Below are 17,119 nucleotides of genomic sequence, written 5' to 3'. Positions count from 1 at the left end.
GCGCATCTACCGCAAGCCGGCAATCGAGCGTCTTACTCATACTCCAGCCCACCACGGCACGGGAATGCAAATCCAGGATCGCGGCCAGATAAAGCCAGCCTTCTTGCGTCGGGATATACGTGATGTCGCTGAGCCAACAGGCGTCCGGCCGATCTGCTGAGAAGACACGATCCACCAGATTCGGTGACGCTTGCCTGGTGTTCCGTGAGTCCGTCGTCACGCGATACCGCCGGATGGCTTTGGGCATGATCTGCGCTTGGTGCATCAGTTTGGCTACTGTGTTGAGGCAGCATGCCACACCCCTGGGCCGTAGCGAATCGCTAATAGTTGACATAATACTAATTAGCAACGTTTTGAATTGTAGCGGCTGTATCCTAATGTCGTGTTCTGGCTATTTACAGATGTCGGGGTTTGCGCCGGTGGCAAGCTGGCGGCTGACCGTTCGGCGGGAGCGCCGCCATGTCACCGAACCCGCCCGTGAGTCTGCCCATGCGCGAATGGGATCAACTGAAGGTGATCGAGGCGGTCGTCCAGACGGGCTGGAAACGTGAACGCGCTCTTACCACTAGCGAACTGTCGATCCTCGCTGCAAGAACGGATGATGAGGTAGCCAATGCCCTTGCATTCAAACTAGCAACGGATCGCGCCGGGAAGAACTGCGGGCCTGTCTCAAATCGCTGAGCGGAGAACACGGACATTGAGCAAGCGATCAACTACTAGCGAGCGCGCCAAACGTCCACGGGCGATTCTCAATCTGCCCGCGCCGCCGCGTTCTCGCTCGCGTCTACCACTCCATGATTTCCATCGACAAAAGGCTGTCGGGCCGCGAAGCCCGACACCCGATCAGAACAAGGCGCTGCGATTGCTTTGGCTCAGCGCGAGCTTCACTCGTAGCTCTCACTGGCGCCCGACTTCTTCACGCACGCGGGACGGCCTTCGATCATTGCAGTAGATCGCGCGCCAAGCCGAGCATCCCGTCGGCCACGCGGCCCGAATCGATACTGTAGGTACCACCACGCAGGGCGGCTTTAATGGAAGCAACCTTATCGATATCGAGATCGAGATCGATATTGGTCGCGCTTGACGCGCGCAACGTGGAAGTCGACAAAAGCCTGACCGTCGAGCTGTCCGCGGCAATCGCGTCGGCATGCTGCGGAGTCATGGCGTAGTCCCTTTCATTCGTTGCACGCTGGACGTTGATTAGTTCCGGCATGGCGGTGTTGTTGTTTGATTGGATCTTCATGGTTTCGCTCCTCGCTTGCATAAGTTCCTTAACGGTGCGAGCGTTGAAACCTTTACCATGCGACGGGGCATGCGACACCCCGGCCACTACGGCAAGTGCGCGAAAGCCTTATCCCGCGGGGGTATCACGCTTTTGCAACAAATTGAAACAAAGTGTGAGCATCGAGTTACGTGGTCGCGTTGAAGATAGCGCCGAACACAGACGTGCCACGGTCTGTCGGGGCGGAATTTGTCGGAAGTGGAAGCACTTGGGCAAGCTTGTCGGCCAAGGCCGCCTCCGAGAACGGCTTCACGATGTAGCCGTTAGCACCGCCGCGAATCGCTGCTAGTACGTTTTCGCGCTTCTTTTCAGCCGTGACCATGAGTATCGGCAGGTGCGCCAGATCCTCGGATTTGCGAATCTCGTGCAACAGGGACAGCCCGTCCATGTTGGGCATGTTCCAATCGGTGATCACCAGATCGAAATGCTGCGCTCTGAGCTTTTCGAGCGCAGCTACCCCATCCTCTGCTTCTTCGATGATCGGATAGCCGATCGCCTTGAGCATTTTCCGAATCAAACTGCGCATGGTGGCCATATCATCGACTACCAACAAGCGCCTATCAGCATGAACCATCGGTGAAACCCTTCCCTTTTTCCTTGTGTTTGAATACCGCGAACTCTTAAGCCTGCCGTACACGATCACGCCATGTGCAGGCAAGCGGAGTGATGGTGCGACGACCCAACGCAATCACTGCTCGTCGTCACAACGCCTCTTAGCGATTGCACGATCGCCTCAAGCCGCTGTCCGGTGCAGCGGAAGACATCTCGGCCCGTGATCGCTTGCTGTCGTTGCACGTCGCCATGCGGCTGATGTTGAGGGTGATTGCCCAGACGTTGCTGCCAGGGTGCCGTGAAAGGCACCGACCGGCCAGCGCGTCGCACGGATGAGCGGTCCCTACTCTGTTCCCTGGGCGCCGTCCGATCGGAGGAACCCATCCAGCTCGACGCAAGCCTTGATGACGGACTCGATTGCCTGCTGTGAGATGCGGCTTTCTATGCCAGCCAGCCGACGCCGAAGCTCATGCAGCTGCTTGACCATGTCACCCACCTCGCAACGGACCAGGCGTTCGCCTTCAGCGTCATCGTTACAAGGCGGAGCTTCGGCAGTGGGCGCCCCCAGTGTCAGCGGCTGCTTTCTCGGCGGCATGATGCACACACTCCCGGCTTAAAACGTCGACCAATCGCCGTCGGGTCCCGCATGAACGGGCTGCGCGGCTGCAATCGCTGGCTTTGCCGTTCTCGTCATCGTCGGCGACGTCTTGCCGGTCGACGGACGCGCAATCTGCGGCGTGTAGTTGTTCGTCGCTGCGACGGAGAGCGTTTGGGCAGTCCGAAACACGGCGACGGCTGCGGACAGTTGCTTCGCCTGGTCTTCCATCGAGCCGGCTGCTGCCGCTGCTTCCTCAACAAGCGCCGCGTTCTGCTGCGTCACCTCGTCCATCTGCGAAATGGCTTGATTGACTTGCTCGATGCCGCGGCTCTGTTCGTTCGACGCCGAGGCAATCTCGCCCATGATGTCGGTAACGCGCTGGATGGCGGTGCCAACGCGCTGCATGGTCTCCCCTGCCCGCGCGACGAGTTCCGTACCCGCTTGCACTCGGTCGCCGGAAGTTTCAATCAATCCTTTGATCTCTTTTGCAGCGGCTGATGATCGCTGTGCAAGACTGCGGACTTCACTGGCGACTACCGCAAAGCCACGGCCTTGCTCGCCTGCGCGCGCCGCTTCGACCGCCGCGTTGAGCGCCAAGATGTTCGTCTGGAAGGCGATGCCTTCGATCATGCCGATGATCTCGGCAATCTTCCCGGAGCTTTGCTCGATGCCAGCCATCGTCTCGACAACCTGTCCGACGATCGCGGCGCCTTCGTTGGCAACGGCGTTGGCATTGTCGGCAAGGCCACTTGCCTGCTTCGCGTTCTCGGAATTCTGCTTCACCGTCGACGTGAGCTCTTCCATGCTCGAAGCCGTTTCCTGAAGCGACGCAGCTTGCTGTTCGGTGCGAGACGACAGGTCGGTGTTGCCGGTCGCGATCTGCTTGCTCGCGCTTCCGATTGCTTCGCTACTGATGCGCACGGTGCCGACTGTGTCCGCCAGCTTGCTCTTCATCGTGGCAATGCCGGCGAGCAACTGCCCCATCTCGTCGTGCGTTTTGATCACAACGTGGCGCGTCAGATCGCCCGATGAAATATGTTCGAAGTGTGTGAGTGCTTCGGCCAGCGGCGTCATGATCGCGCGGCGGAGGAAGAACCAGCCAGAGACGGCGGCTGCAATGCCTAAAACCAGAGCGAGAATGCCCCACGTCCGCAGAGTCGCGACGCGGCTATCGTTCTCGGCGTCCTGACGCGCAGCGTCCGTTAATTGAAACTCCTTGAGTTTCTTGAAGGCGTCGCTTGCACGATTGTAGGCGGCCGGCAGGTCCTTCATCGTCAGACGGGCGATATCGGCCTGCTCCCGCTTCTCGATGGCCAAGCCAAACGCTTCGACCTGCTTGCGCATATCTGCGCGCGCAGCGACCACCTCCTTTGCGAGGACGTCTTCGTCGGGGCTGCGCGGGATGACGTCGTACTTCTTGTACCAGTCGTCGGAATCGGCAAGGAACTTGTCGGCGCGCGCGCGCAGTGTACTGGCGTCAGGCGAATCGGGGGCGAGCGCGTAGCGGTCCAGCGAAAGGCGTGCACGTCCGAGGTAGACGTCAGAAAGGCCCAGCGCATTAACCGACGGCAATGTGTTGAGGCTTACATCCTTCGCCGAGGCGTTTATCGCGTTCATTCCAAGCAGGCCCAAGCCTACGCACAGGCAGAGTAAAACGCCCAAGAACGTCATGGTGAGGGCAATGCGCGCCCGGATAGTTACAGTCATCATCGTTTTTTGCTTGGTACGAACGGAAGCGATGCCACACATCGCGCTGTCCCCTTCTCTTGTGACGAAGGGGGCAAGTGTTTATCGGCTGGAGTGGCGACATCTGAATACTTTCAACCGCGAAATCGGACGCAAGCTGATCGTAGACCTACACGGAAAGAGTGTTGTGGCTGTAAGGATGCAAATTGCCCGTATCAATGGCGCTGTTTCTCGCCTCCGGATTGACAGCGGCCGAGTCAGGGCAACTGATGGTCGATGATCTAGATGTCGCCGACGACCGACCGACTGTCTCCGTCGATAGGCACCGGCGTCGCATCGCGCGCCGAAACAGCCAGTGCACGGCACGACACAACGGTTGTTCATCGCGACCGCAGCAAAAAAACCGATGCAGACGCACACGATGTTGAAATGCGTGAGTGCTGCTCTTAGACGGACCGGCTTCGATGCGACCGTAGAGAGCCCGCACTTTCTTAGGAAACCTTAACGTATCCGGCGCATCGACACAGACGAGACCAACGCGCACGAGAGCAACCTTATGGGCTTGTGTAGCCATCGCACCGCTACCCGCCTGCGTCAAACTGTTAGGGAGGCGTGATATCCGACGCACGTACCTAGCGGACCCTTGGGCGGCACACGGCCAGCAAGTGACGTTCATGCCGTACGTCAACGCGTCTTTCATGCGGCGGCTACAAAGATTGGGACCGGACATTCGTTGGCGGGATGCCAAGCCGCCGGCTTGCCCCCCTCCCCAGCGCGGATACCTATACGCATCGAGCCGAACACAATCCCACCGTCTAGCCCGCAATGGACTAGCCGATTCCAGTGCAGCGGCAAAGAAGCCCCAATGGGCGATACCAAAAATGATATCAATGCGAGGTTTTTTTATATTGGACGCATGCTAACGCTGCACGTAAGCTTGCCTCCAACCCACCTGAGGGCCAAAAATCAAAACGAACGAGACCGGAGCGGGAGACACGAATTGCATCAAGCGGCGCTGGGTCAGCGGCGTCAAAAGAGCTATCCCAACAAACCCCGGCCGGCGTGAAGTGCCGCCCAATATGTGAACAGTGACCGGGCGCAAGCCGACAGGGCCTTCCGGGCCGCGGCGAATGCGTCTTCTTAATGTCGCCCGGGTCTTCCCTGCACGATGAGTTTGTACCGAATATGGGTGCGCGCGAACTGAGGTTTGAGGAGGCCGGGTTCGCTTCATCATCGAGACCACGGATAGACGGGCCCGACACCGGCAAGTCAGAATTAAAACCGCGGTGCTTTAACAATACGATCGCCTGGACCGCGGCCAGAGCGGCACTCATTCAAACACCGAAGGAGACATACCGATGAAACGTCTGTTCTTGAAAACCCTAATTGCGGTCATGGCGCTGCCAATGATCGGTCTCGCCCATGCCGACAGCAAGGGGCTGGTTGCTGTGTCCATGCCGACCAAGTCGTCCGCGCGCTGGATTGCCGATGGCAATAACATGGTCAAGTACCTGCAGGCGAACGGTTACACCACCGATCTCCAGTATGGCGACGATGACATCCCCAACCAGCTCGCGCAAATCGAGAACATGGTCACCAAGAAGCCGAAGGTGCTGGTGATCGCTGCAATCGATGGGACCACCCTGACCGATGTGCTCAAAAAAGCGCACGATGCCGGCATCAAGGTCATTGCATACGATCGCCTGATCAAGGGCACCCCCGATGTCGACTACTACGCGACGTTCGATAACTACAAGGTCGGCGTGCTGCAGGCGCAGTCCATTGTTGACAAGCTAGGTCTGAAACAGGGTAAAGGCCCGTTCAATATCGAACTGTTCGGTGGTTCGCCCGACGACAACAACGCCTTCTTCTTCTATAACGGCGCGATGAGCGTGCTGGATCCGTACATCAAGAGCGGCAAGCTGGTGGTGCGCAGCAAGCAGTTTGGAATGAACAAGGTCGGTACGCTCCGCTGGGATGGCGCCGTCGCACAGGCCCGTATGGACAATCTGCTGTCGGCCTACTACGGCAATGCGAAGCTCGACGCCGTGCTGAGCCCGTATGACGGCTTGAGCATTGGCATTCTGTCGTCGGTGAAGGGTGTCGGTTATTGCACGGCTCAGCAGCCGTGCCCGATCGTCAGCGGGCAGGACGCCGAGATTCCTTCGGTCAAGTCCATTCTGCACAACGAGCAGTACTCGACCGTGTTCAAGGACACGCGTCAACTCGCCAAGGTGACGGTTGCGATGATCGACGCAATGGCACAAGGCAAGCAGCCAGAGGTGAACGACACCAAGACCTACAACAACGGCGTGAAGGTAGTCCCGTCGTATCTGCTCAACCCGGTACTGGTGGATGGCTCCAACTGGAAGCCCATCCTGGTTGACAGCGGCTACTACACGGAAGCGCAGGTCAAGTAAGGCGATACCGAAACCAAGTCTGTCGCCGGAGACGCCACGCGCGCTCCGGCGAGCGGACCCTGCAAAACATACAAATCAGGAGACGGCGTGGCGGACGAGATCATCCTGTCCATGCGAAGCATCACGAAGACGTTTCCGGGTGTCAAGGCACTCAATAACGTCAATCTGACGGTCAAGGCTGGAGAAATCCATGCGGTCGTCGGTGAGAATGGCGCAGGCAAGTCCACTCTCATGAAGGTGCTGAGCGGTGTGTATCCGCACGGGTCCTACGAAGGGGAAATCTACTTCGAAGGGATAGAGCAACGCTTCGCGGACATCCGCGAAAGCGAAGAGCGCGGCATCATCATCATTCATCAGGAATTGGCACTCGTGCCGATGCTCTCGATTACCGAGAACATCTTTCTTGGCAATGAACTGGCGCAACGCGGCGTGATCGACTGGCACGCGGCGCACAAGCGCACGCGAGAGTTGCTGCGGCGCGTCGGTCTGAATGAGTCGCCCGATGCGACCGTCGGAAAGCTCGGCGTCGGCAAGCAGCAGCTGGTGGAAATTGCCAAGGCGCTATCAAAGCGCGTGAAGCTGCTGATTCTCGACGAACCCACTGCGAGTCTGAACGAGACCGATAGCGCCGCGCTGCTGAAACTGCTGCTGGAACTCCAGGCACAGGGTATTTCCTGCATCCTCATTTCGCACAAGCTCAACGAGATAACACAGGTCGCGGATCAGATTACCGTCATCCGCGACGGAAGCACAATCGAGACGCTCGATTGCGCCGCAAACGAGATCAGCGAGGATCGCATTATTCGCGGCATGGTCGGCCGTGACATGGCACACCGTTATCCGCAACGCGAGCCGCAGATCGGCGACGTGATCTTCGAAGTACGCGACTGGCACGTGTACCACGAACAGTATTCCGAGCGCGAGGTCATCAAGGGCATCGACCTCAACGTACGCAAGGGCGAAGTGGTCGGCATCGCGGGGCTCATGGGATCGGGTCGCACCGAACTTGCCATGAGTATCTTCGGGCGCTCGTATGGCAGACGGATCAGCGGACAGGTGCTGATCGACGGCCAGACAGTGGATGTATCGACCATAGGCAAGGCCATCAAGCACGGCATTGCCTATGTGACAGAGGATCGCAAGGGGTACGGCCTGATCCTCGAGCAGGAAATCCGCAAGAACGTGTCGCTTGCAAACCTCGCCGAAGTGTCCAGTCACGGTGTGATCGACGAACACGCCGAGGCAAGGGTTGCGCAGCGGTATCGCGAATCGTTGCGCATCCGCAGTTCCGGCATTCAGCAACCGGTGGTCAATCTTTCGGGCGGCAATCAGCAGAAGGTCGTGCTGAGCAAGTGGCTGTTTACTAAGCCGCGTCTCCTGATTCTCGATGAACCCACGCGAGGCATCGATGTCGGGGCCAAATACGAGATTTACACGATCATCGACGAGCTGGCGCGCAAAGGCGAAGGCATTCTGATGATTTCTTCCGAAATGCCGGAGCTGCTTGGCATGTGCGATCGCATCTATGTGATGAACGAGGGTCGGCTCGTGGTCGAGCTCGATCGAAACGAAGCGAGCCAGGAGCGCATCATGCGCGCAATCGTGAACGCCGGTCATGCGTGATCTATCTACATCGAATCAAGGCCATTTCATGAAACTCGGCTTTCTCAAGAACAATCTGCGCGACTACGGCCTGCTGCTGTCTCTGGTCGTCATCATGGGGTTCTTCCAGTACCAGACCGACGGCGTGCTGATGCAGCCGTTGAACATCACCAATCTGGTTTTGCAGAACAGCTACATCGTCGTGATGGCGCTGGGCATGCTGCTCGTGATCGTGGCCGGCTATATCGATCTGTCGGTCGGATCGGTCAGCGGCTTTATCGGCGGGCTGGCTGCGGTTCTGATCGTGCAGTACTCATGGCCCGTGGTACCGACGATCATCGCAACGCTTCTGGTGGGGGCGTTGATTGGTGCTGCGCAGGGCTGGTTCGTTGCTTACGCGCGCATTCCGTCGTTTATCGTGACGCTGGCAGGGATGCTGATTTTCAAGGGACTCGCACTGGCGCTGTTGCAAGGCCAATCGGTCGGGCCATTCCCACTGTCATTTCAGCGCATCAGTACTGGCTTTCTGCCCGATCCGTTCGGCGGCACGGATTTCCGGGTGCTGTCCCTGATTGTAGGCATCATCCTGGCGCTGGGGCTGGTCGCGGCGGAGGTGCGCAAACGCCGCAAGGCACAGGCACACGACATGGACGTCGAACCGGTCGCGTTCTTCGCCATGAAGAACCTGTTGTTCGCGGGAGCCGTGACGTACTTGTGCTGGCTGCTCTCTACGTACAAGGGCTTGCCCGACGTGTTGATCCTAATGGCCGTACTGATCCTGATTTACCAGTTCGTGACCAATCGCACGACGATCGGTCGCCGTATCTATGCGCTGGGCGGCAACGAGAAGGCGACGCGACTGTCGGGCGTGAATACCGCGCGCCTGTCTTTCCTGACCTTCGTGAACATGGGAGTACTGGCGGCGGTGGCAGGTCTGATTTTCGCGGCACGCTTGAACACGGCAACGCCGAAGGCTGGCCTCGGCTTCGAGCTCGATGTGATCGCAGCCTGTTTCATCGGCGGAGCATCGGCCTCCGGGGGCGTCGGCAAGGTGGTGGGCGCGGTGATCGGCGCTTTCATCATGGGCGTGATGAACAACGGCATGTCGATCATGGGCATTGGCATCGATTACCAGCAAGTGATCAAGGGGATGGTCTTGCTGGCGGCGGTGTTTCTTGATGTCTACAACCGTAACCGCGCCTGACGGGGTACGACGACACGTCCTTTACCACTCCGGGCGTATCCGAACCTGCACGATCCCATGCTGCGAAGCGCCGGACGGCAGGTTCGTCAGTGCATGCTGCGCACAAGGAAGCGATCTCGCGGATCGCTTTCTTACCCATCATGACTGTCCGGCAGCTTGCCGTCGATGAGTCCGCGGACGGCGCCGCACGCTGGGTAGCGGTCATGCCGCCCGCCCCCGCCTTCAAATGACGTGTGGACCATTTAGCGGTCTATGCGCGTTTGAATATATGCCAAGCCGCTGACTCATCGCCTACTAATGACTTTGCGTGGCGAGTGTCAGCGTCACGACTCAACCTCACTAACGCGACCCACCACCTCAATATCGGATGGGTCGCATTCGGCTGCACGACCCATGTGCCACCCGCGTTGAAATCCCACGCGGGGCCGCAGCTCGCCGTCTTGCTCATCTGGACGGTCGTCAAGCCGTTGGCGATCGACACAGGCGTGCCCGAGCCGACGCCAGCGACGGTCGAACACGCGCAAGATTTTCGCCGATGTGCAAGTTTCTCTAGCCTCGTGCGATTTCGCGCATCATAAATCGCTTGGCCGGCTGACTGCCGCTTTCACGCGTCGCTCCGAACGCCTCTTTTTGATTCCTGCCTGCAACGTTTTTCAAACTGGCCGTGCTGGCCAGGCAAAGCTTCCGAGTCGGGAGAAGTGTTCGGTCAGACGGACACCGCAAACGTTAAACATTTTGCGCATGCCGTGGGAAAAGTTTACTCGGCCATAGGGTCCGTCCATTTAGGGTTTCATAAATGAATCAAACATGACGATTTGCAATTTTATTCGTCCGCTCGTATGAACTTTGGCACGACTCTCGCTTATGTACGACCAAGCACACAACAAATAACCAGCACTGTCTGCAAGCGGACAGCGCCAGCGTGCGGGGGCCGGGTCGACACTTCAGCGCATTTAGAGCAGTCGCGGATGAAGTGGGAGCCGGAGAAGCAAAAAGTAAAAACGCATAGACCAAAGAGAGAGTATGTTGACCCTTCAGTCGGACCTTCACGGAAATCACCTATTAGGCGCGCTTCCTACCCATGAATGGCAGGCCATCGCGTGCGATCTGGAGCTTGTCCAATTACGAGCAGGACAGCTGCTTTGTGATTCCGGCAAACGCATTCATCACGTCTACTTCCCCACTACGGCTGTCATCACCCTGCTGCACACCATGGAAGATGGTGGATGCGTCGAGGTGGCCGCAGTAGGCCGCGAGGGAATGACGGGCGTGCCGATACTGACGGGCGGCGATACCATGCCCACGCGCGTTCAGGTCCAGGGCGCGGGGTCCGCGTATCGCATGAGCGCAAGCGCCCTGCGCAATCACTTCGGCCGCTCGGATCTCCTGCGGCGCATCACGCTGCTGTATATGCAGGCGCTGTTGACGCAGATCGCCCAGACCGCTGCCTGCAATCGTCACCATACGCTGAGCAAGCAACTCTGCCGCTGGCTGCTGATTCAGTCTGACCGCACCGGGTCGAACGAAATGCGAGTGACGCAGCAAATCATCGCTGACATGCTGGGCGTGCGCCGGGAAGGCGTCACCGAAGCAGCCGGGAAGTTGCACGACGCAGGACTCATCCATAACAGCCGCGGCTGCATCAAGGTGCTCGACCGCGGGGCACTGGAGGCGAGCTCGTGCGAGTGCTACGGCATCGTCAAGCGTGAATTCGACCGGATGCTGCCACGCGCGCGTCAGGCCGAGGAGTTCGCGTGACCGGGGCGACTGTCTGACGCCAACGGGGAATCGGCAGAAGCGATCCCCCACTGGGCGTCATCATCTAGAGAAAGAGAAGCACGACTGGCGGGGCGCCGGCGACCGGATGCCCCCGCAACCACGCTGGCGAGCGTTCCGGTCATAACGACGCGGCGTCGAGCCGGTACAACCAGTTGCAACCGAGTACGCAAAACGCCATCAAGAGCGCGCCGCGTTTGTCGTTAACTGAGCCATTGCGGATCTTCCACGGCTCATACGGCTTACATGTTCTCTTCTATTCGCAGTCGCGTCCTTGCCGCTTCCGTCGCCATCGTCGTTGCCGGACTTGCGGTCAATACGGGCATCAACTACGGCGTCGCTCATCGCTACAACAGCGAATCCATCGAAAACAGCCTCGCGGCGGTTCTTACCGGCCACGAGGCGGGTATCGAGGAATGGGTTACATCGAAAACTCAGATGATCGTCTCGGTCGAAGACGCCGCGCTGAGTGCCGACCCGGTGCCGTTTCTCAAACAGGTCGCGTCCGCAGGCGGCTTCACGAACGTTTATGTCGGCTACGCGGACAAGACGGCGAAGTTCTCCGATTCGAACGGCATTCCTCCCGACTACGACCCGACCGGACGGCCGTGGTACAAGCAGGCGGTCGAGGCAGGAAAGCCGGTGGTTACGCCCTACGTCGACGTCACCACCGGCAAACTCGTGGTCGCCTTTGCTGCGCCGATCGTTCGCGACGGCGCAGTGAAGGGCGTCGTATCGGGCGACGTGGCGATGGACAGCGTCGTTGCGAACGTGAAATCGATTCACCCGACACCCGCCAGCTTCGGCATGCTCGTCGACCGCAGCGGCAATATCATTGCCGCCTCCGATGCAAAGCTGACGCTCAAACCCGCGACGGACATCGCCGCCGAACTGACGAAGGACGTCATCAACTCGGCTTCGGAGCAACGGGCGGCTGCCATCGAGGCCACCGTCGGCGGTGCGACGAAGCTGATACGTACTCGCGCAGTGCCGGGAACGGATTGGCTGGCGCTCGTTGCGCTCGACAAGTCCGAAGCGACAGCGGGAATGCGATCGCTACTGGTTGCATCGATCGCCTCACTTGCGGTGCTGGCCGCGATCGCCGCCGCCATTATCGGCGCCGTCACGGGCGTGGCCTTCAGAGGTCTTGCCAAGGTGCGCGACGCAATGGAGGGCATCGGCTCGGGCAGCGGAGACCTGACGCAGCGCCTGCCTGCGAATGGCAACGATGAGGTCGCGCAGATCGCCCGCTCGTTCAACGCGTTCGTCGGCAAGATCAACAGCGTGATGGTGCAGATTCGCGACACGAGTGAATCCGTGCGTCATGCCGCCAATGAGATCGCCTCCGGCAATCATGATCTGTCGCGTCGCACCGAATCCGCGGCAGCAAGCCTTGAAGAGACGGCTGCATCGATGGAAGAGATCACGTCCACGGTATCGCAATCGGCCAGCGCAGCCCGGCATGCCGATCAGACCGCGACCACCGCAGCGAGCGCAGCATCGCGGGGCGGCTCGGTCGTTTCGGACGTCGTCTCGACGATGCAGCAGATCGAAGGCGCATCCGGGAAGATCAGCGACATCATTGGCGTTATCGAAGGGATCGCCTTCCAGACGAATATCCTTGCGCTGAACGCGGCTGTCGAAGCAGCACGTGCAGGCGAAGAAGGCCGCGGCTTCGCTGTCGTGGCAGGCGAAGTGCGAACGCTCGCTCAACGGAGCGCGCAGGCAGCGAAGGAGATCAAGGAGCTGATCGATTCGAGCGTGACCAGCGTATCGACCGGTGCGTCGCTGGTTCAGCAAGCAGGCGAGACGATGACCGAAATCGTCGGCCGTGTATCGAGCGTCACCACGATCATCAGCGAAATAACCAACGCGGCAGACGAACAGACGCGCGGGATTCAGGAGATCAACCGTGCGGTCGCCCAGCTCGATGAAATGGTGCAGCAGAACGCGGCGCTGGTTGAACAGTCGGCGGCCGCCGCTTCGGCGTTGCAAACGCAAGCTAACGAACTCGCGAGCGCCGTTGGTCAGTTTCGCGTAGCGTAAGGCGCGACCGAAGTACTGGTTTAAACGTGCAATGTGCGGCTCTACGCCGATAGCACATGATTGAAGGGCCGGCCGCACGCGCCCGGCCCTTCGCCTCATTACTGTGACATCGCGCCCGAAGCCGCGTGGTCCATGCCCGTCGAATCGTGCTTCTTCATCTTGCCGCTCTTCTTCATGGTGTCATGCGACATCGAGTCCTTGCTCATCGAGTCATGAGACATGGCGCCCTTGCTCATCGCGTCGTGAGACATCGCATCGTTGGACATCGCGCCGCTCGCTTGCGCGAACGCAGCGGACGTCGCGAGCGTCATGGTGATTGCAAACAATGCTGTCATCAGTCGTTTCATGGCACATCTCCTTCTGGTTGAAAAGCAGGAACGCAGGAAAGCCGAAAACCGGTCTGGCAATCAAGAGCCGCCGAACCAGTTGTAGCCTTGGTCGACCCAATACCCGCCGGGGTATGTGTTCGTGACGAAAATCTCGACGATATGCTTCGGGTTCTTGTAGCCGAGCTTGGTCGGCATGCGCAGCTTCATCGGATAGCCGTATTTCGCGGGCAAGCGCTCGCCGTCGTATTCGAACGTGAGCAGCGTCTGCGGATGCAGAGCGGTCGGCATGTCGATGCTCTCGTAGTAATCGTCGGCGCAGCGAAAGCCGACGTACTTCGCTGTCGTATCCGCGCCTACGCGGCGCAAAAACTCCACGAACGGCGTGCCGCCCCAACGCCCGATCGCGCTCCAGCCTTCGACGCAAATGTGCCGCGTGATCTGCTCGGCATGCGGCAGCGCGTAGAGCTGCGGCAGGGTCCATACGCGCTGTCCCGTGACGAGTCCGCTGACCTTCAGGCGGTAGTCGCCGCCGTCGACGCGCGGCACTTCATCTACGCCGTAATACGCATTGAAAGGGAACGGGCGCGTGAGTTCTGCTTGCGTGTAAGTCGGCGCGAGGCGCGTCGGGTCGAACAGCAACGCCTGCGCACGATCGTTCAAGCGCGAGACCGCTGTCAGGAACGTGTTGACCGAGTCTCCATCGGTGATCGAGCAGCCTGTCAACAGCGACAGTCCGCCCAGCGTCAGCAAGCGCTTGCCGAAGAGGCGCCTCGAAGGCATGTCGAGTTCGCGGCGCGCGTCCGCGAGTAGCGAAACGCGATCGATCGTCATGATCCGCTTGTCTTTGGCTTTCATTTCTCGTCCCCCTTCGATCCACCGTGCAGCATGGTAAGAAGCGATCGCGGCACCAGCGCGACCATCGCGATATGCACGACGACGAACGCCGCCATCACCGCCATCGCGAGGAAATGCACGACGCGCGCGCGGTCATAGCCGCCCATCAGCTCGCGCAGCAACGGAAACTGCACTGATTTCCAGATGGCGAGTCCCGAAAGCACGAGCACGATCAGATCGGCCACGACCACCAGATACGCCAGCTTCTGCACCGCGTTGTACTGGCGCAGGTCAGCGTGAGACAGCTTCCCTTTGAGCGCGGCGGCGAGATCGCGCAGCACGGCGCGCGGCGAGAGCGGAAAAAACTTCGAGAAAAAACGCCCGCTCACCACGTTCAACACGAGATAGACGATGCCGTTAAAGACGAGCAGCCACATCGCCGCGAAATGCCATTGCAGCGCGCCGCCGAGCCAGCCTCCGAGCGTGATCGACGTCGGAATGACGATGTCCGGAAACACAGGCGAGGCATCATAGATGCGCCAGCCCGAGAACATCATGATCAGCGCGGCAAACGCGTTGATCCAGTGCGTGACGCGCAACCAGACCGGATGAATCGGCGATGCAGGTTGCGGCGCTTCGCCTGCGGGTGTGAGTGTCGTTGCCATGTCGTTCACCGTGTCGATGCGTCGGATACGAGTGAATTCGTCGACGATCATTGATTGGTTACAGCGGAGCGCACGACCACGAATAAATTAATTCGCGTGTAACCATTTTCAGCGCGCGAACGAAATAGAAAGCGACACGTAGGGGAGATGCGTCATGCGAATCCGCACGGCATTCGTTGCCGGGCATCACGGCTTCGGCTACTCTGGAACGATCGATCCAGAATGCGGCGTGCCGGGACTGCGCCCGCGCGCGGCCGGCATTGATCGAGCGTCGCCTTCCGGCCGTCTCGCCAATACAGGAACCATCTTGCAACAAGCGGAAAACCGCCTGAGGGCGCTCTTCGTCGCGGGACTCGACGGCGACCAGCATGCGTATCGCGGTTTTCTCGAGGCGCTCGCGCGACATCTGCGCGGCTATCTGCGCAGGCGCATTCCACAGCATCGCGACGACGTCGAGGATCTCGTGCAAGAGATTCTGCTCGCCGTGCATAATGCGCGGCACACGTACCGCATGGACGAACCGTTGACCGCGTGGCTGCACGCGATCGCCCGCTACAAGCTGATGGACTTCTTTCGCTCGCGCGCACGCCGCGATTCACTGAACGATCCGCTCGACGATCACGCTGAGTTTCTCGCCGTCGCCGACGACGAGCCCGCGCAAGCGCGGCATGACATCGGCAAACTTCTCGAAGACCTGCCCGACAAGCAGCGCCTGCCCATCATGCATATGAAACTGCAAGGCTTGTCGGTGACCGAAACCGCGCGCATCACCGGGCTATCTGAATCGGCGGTCAAAGTAGGCGTGCATCGCGGTCTCAAGGCGCTCGCCGCGCGTATCCGGGGGCTCAAATGAAAACCGACGACCTCATCGGCCTGCTCTCGAACCAGGTGACGCGCGTCGATCGCGGCGCCGTCGCGCGCCGTTTCACGAAGGCTCTGCTGCTCGGCGCGCTCGGCTCCGTGGTCCTGATGAGCGTCGCGTTCGGCGTGCGGCCGGATCTCTCGATCGTCGCCCGTACGCCCGTCTTTTGGGCGAAACTCGCTTATCCGCTCGTGATCGCGATCGGCGCGTTGACCGTCGTTACGCGCCTTGGCCATCCGGGCGCGCGCGGCGGTCAGGCGTGGCTGCTCGTCGGCTTGCCGTTCGTTGCGGTATGGCTCGCCGGCGCGGTCGTTCTCGAAGCTGCCGCGCCCGGCGAACGTCTGCCGACTCTTCTCGGGCATACGTGGCGCACGTGTCCGTTCAATATCGTGCTGCTTTCGGCGCCGACCTTTCCTGCCGTCTTCTGGGCGATGAAAAGCCTCGCGCCGACGCAGCCGCGCCGCGCGGGCGCCGTCGCGGGACTGCTTGCGAGCGCCATCGCGACAGTCGCGTATTGCCTGCACTGTCCGGAGATGAGCCCGGCATTCTGGAGCGTGTGGTACGCCATCGGCATGATCCTGCCTGCGGGCATCGGCGCGTGGCTTGGCCCGAAGCTGCTGCGGTGGTGATCAACTCTTGCGGCGCGCACGGGTCGCATGCGTCGCTTTCGGCTTGGCGTCGAGCATCGCGAGTACGGGCCGCAACGCGCCTTCCAGCAACTCGCGCTTCGGGTTGACGCGCGCGAGCACGCGCAAGCCGATAAGCGAAGCGAGCAGCGACTTGGCGATGTCGGCGGCGTCGATGTCGAGGGAAATGGCGCCGTCCTCCTGCCCCGCCGTCACGCAGCGCGCAAAGAAGCCTTCGATGTCTTTCAACATGCGATTCAACGCGCGCTGGAACTGCTTGTCGTGCGGCGCAAGCTCCATCGCCGAGTTCACGATCAGACAGCCCTTGCGATGCGGGTCATTTACAGAGAGCCGAATAATCTCGTCGAAGAACATGACGATGGCATCGCGCGGCGCCGCCTGATGTTCCAGCCGCTGCACGCGCTCGCGAAAGCCGCGTTCGACGTAACGCTCGAGCGCGCGTTCATAGAGCGCACGCTTGTCGCCGAACGCGTTGTAAAGGCTCGCAGACGTAAGGCCCATCGCGGCAGCGAGATCGCGCACGGACGTCGCCTCGTAGCCGCGGGACCAGAACTGGACGGTGGCCGCGTCCAGCACGGCATCTTCGTCGAATTCACGCGGACGTGCCATGCGCCCT

The 17,119-nt window shown here is 60.1% G+C and carries 16 protein-coding genes; 8 read left to right on the top strand and 8 right to left on the bottom strand.

All coding sequences use genetic code 11. From position 1 onward, the window contains the following. A partial coding sequence (locus BG57_RS33560; protein ID WP_206539422.1) for a DDE-type integrase/transposase/recombinase occupies positions 1–247 on the bottom strand: 247 nt, incomplete at its 3' end. A 212-nt stretch (positions 248–459) separates the two neighbouring features. Here BG57_RS33560 and BG57_RS32425 point away from each other — a divergent pair. Then, positions 460–681: a hypothetical protein gene (locus BG57_RS32425; RefSeq protein WP_152562509.1), complete on the top strand. Its 222-nt coding sequence runs from the start codon at positions 460–462 to the stop codon at positions 679–681. Positions 682–940: 259 nt separating this feature from the next. On the opposite strand, the gene flgM is transcribed toward BG57_RS32425, so the two are convergent. The 3 genes from flgM to BG57_RS34095 form a co-directional block, all read right to left on the bottom strand. Then, positions 941–1,243, bottom strand: a complete 303-nt coding sequence (gene flgM, locus BG57_RS04265) for a flagellar biosynthesis anti-sigma factor FlgM (protein ID WP_035960482.1) — start codon at positions 1,241–1,243, stop codon at positions 941–943. Positions 1,244–1,409: 166 nt separating this feature from the next. Beyond that, positions 1,410–1,856, bottom strand: a complete 447-nt coding sequence (locus tag BG57_RS04260; protein ID WP_035960364.1) for a response regulator — start codon at positions 1,854–1,856, stop codon at positions 1,410–1,412. A gap of 591 nt (positions 1,857–2,447) precedes the next feature. Further along, positions 2,448–4,181, bottom strand: a complete 1,734-nt coding sequence (locus BG57_RS34095; protein ID WP_167569242.1) for a methyl-accepting chemotaxis protein — start codon at positions 4,179–4,181, stop codon at positions 2,448–2,450. A gap of 1,295 nt (positions 4,182–5,476) precedes the next feature. Here BG57_RS34095 and chvE point away from each other — a divergent pair. The 5 genes from chvE to BG57_RS04225 all read left to right on the top strand — a co-directional run bounded on the left by chvE (position 5,477) and on the right by BG57_RS04225 (position 13,166). After that, entirely contained in the window at positions 5,477–6,538 is a 1,062-nt protein-coding gene (chvE, locus tag BG57_RS04245) for a multiple monosaccharide ABC transporter substrate-binding protein (protein WP_035960359.1), read from the top strand. Between the two features lie 111 nt (positions 6,539–6,649). Further along, a complete protein-coding gene (gene mmsA, locus BG57_RS04240) occupies positions 6,650–8,161 on the top strand; it encodes a multiple monosaccharide ABC transporter ATP-binding protein (RefSeq protein WP_052005626.1) in 1,512 nt (503 codons plus the stop codon). Positions 8,162–8,189: 28 nt separating this feature from the next. Beyond that, entirely contained in the window at positions 8,190–9,344 is a 1,155-nt protein-coding gene (gene mmsB, locus BG57_RS04235) for a multiple monosaccharide ABC transporter permease (protein WP_035960357.1), read from the top strand. 1,023 nt (positions 9,345–10,367) lie between these two features. Beyond that, a complete protein-coding gene (locus BG57_RS04230; RefSeq protein WP_035960356.1) occupies positions 10,368–11,102 on the top strand; it encodes a Crp/Fnr family transcriptional regulator in 735 nt (244 codons plus the stop codon). A 264-nt stretch (positions 11,103–11,366) separates the two neighbouring features. Continuing rightward, positions 11,367–13,166: a methyl-accepting chemotaxis protein gene (locus tag BG57_RS04225; protein ID WP_035960355.1), complete on the top strand. Its 1,800-nt coding sequence runs from the start codon at positions 11,367–11,369 to the stop codon at positions 13,164–13,166. 98 nt (positions 13,167–13,264) lie between these two features. On the opposite strand, the gene BG57_RS04220 is transcribed toward BG57_RS04225, so the two are convergent. The 3 genes from BG57_RS04220 to BG57_RS04210 are packed head-to-tail and all read right to left on the bottom strand — an operon-like array spanning position 13,265 to position 14,994. Further along, a complete protein-coding gene (locus BG57_RS04220) occupies positions 13,265–13,513 on the bottom strand; it encodes a pentapeptide MXKDX repeat protein (RefSeq protein ID WP_035960354.1) in 249 nt (82 codons plus the stop codon). 60 nt (positions 13,514–13,573) lie between these two features. Then, positions 13,574–14,350 (bottom strand): molybdopterin-dependent oxidoreductase, encoded by a 777-nt coding sequence (locus BG57_RS04215; protein WP_035960351.1) that lies wholly within the window; start codon positions 14,348–14,350, stop codon positions 13,574–13,576. Beyond that, complete coding sequence (locus BG57_RS04210) at positions 14,347–14,994, bottom strand: cytochrome b/b6 domain-containing protein (RefSeq protein WP_174447185.1); 648 nt, start codon at positions 14,992–14,994, stop codon at positions 14,347–14,349. Before BG57_RS04210 ends, BG57_RS04215 begins: the two co-directional genes overlap by 4 nt. 307 nt (positions 14,995–15,301) lie before the next feature. On the opposite strand from BG57_RS04210, the gene BG57_RS04205 reads away from it, so the two are divergent. Together BG57_RS04205 and BG57_RS04200 are read left to right on the top strand one after the other, a co-directional pair. Then, positions 15,302–15,847, top strand: a complete 546-nt coding sequence (locus BG57_RS04205; RefSeq protein ID WP_035960480.1) for a sigma-70 family RNA polymerase sigma factor — start codon at positions 15,302–15,304, stop codon at positions 15,845–15,847. Continuing rightward, positions 15,844–16,485 (top strand): DUF1109 domain-containing protein, encoded by a 642-nt coding sequence (locus BG57_RS04200; protein ID WP_035960350.1) that lies wholly within the window; start codon positions 15,844–15,846, stop codon positions 16,483–16,485. Before BG57_RS04205 ends, BG57_RS04200 begins: the two co-directional genes overlap by 4 nt. Here the strand turns inward: BG57_RS04200 and BG57_RS04195 are convergent, their stop codons facing one another. After that, positions 16,486–17,112 carry a TetR/AcrR family transcriptional regulator gene (locus tag BG57_RS04195; RefSeq protein WP_035960349.1) on the bottom strand — a complete coding sequence of 209 codons (627 nt, stop codon included), beginning with the start codon at positions 17,110–17,112 and terminating at the stop codon, positions 16,486–16,488. Positions 17,113–17,119 lie beyond the last annotated feature (7 nt).

Source organism: Caballeronia grimmiae (assembly GCF_000698555.1).
Taxonomy (GTDB): Bacteria; Pseudomonadota; Gammaproteobacteria; order Burkholderiales; family Burkholderiaceae; genus Caballeronia; species Caballeronia grimmiae.
This window is presented reverse-complemented; position numbering and strand designations above follow the sequence as displayed.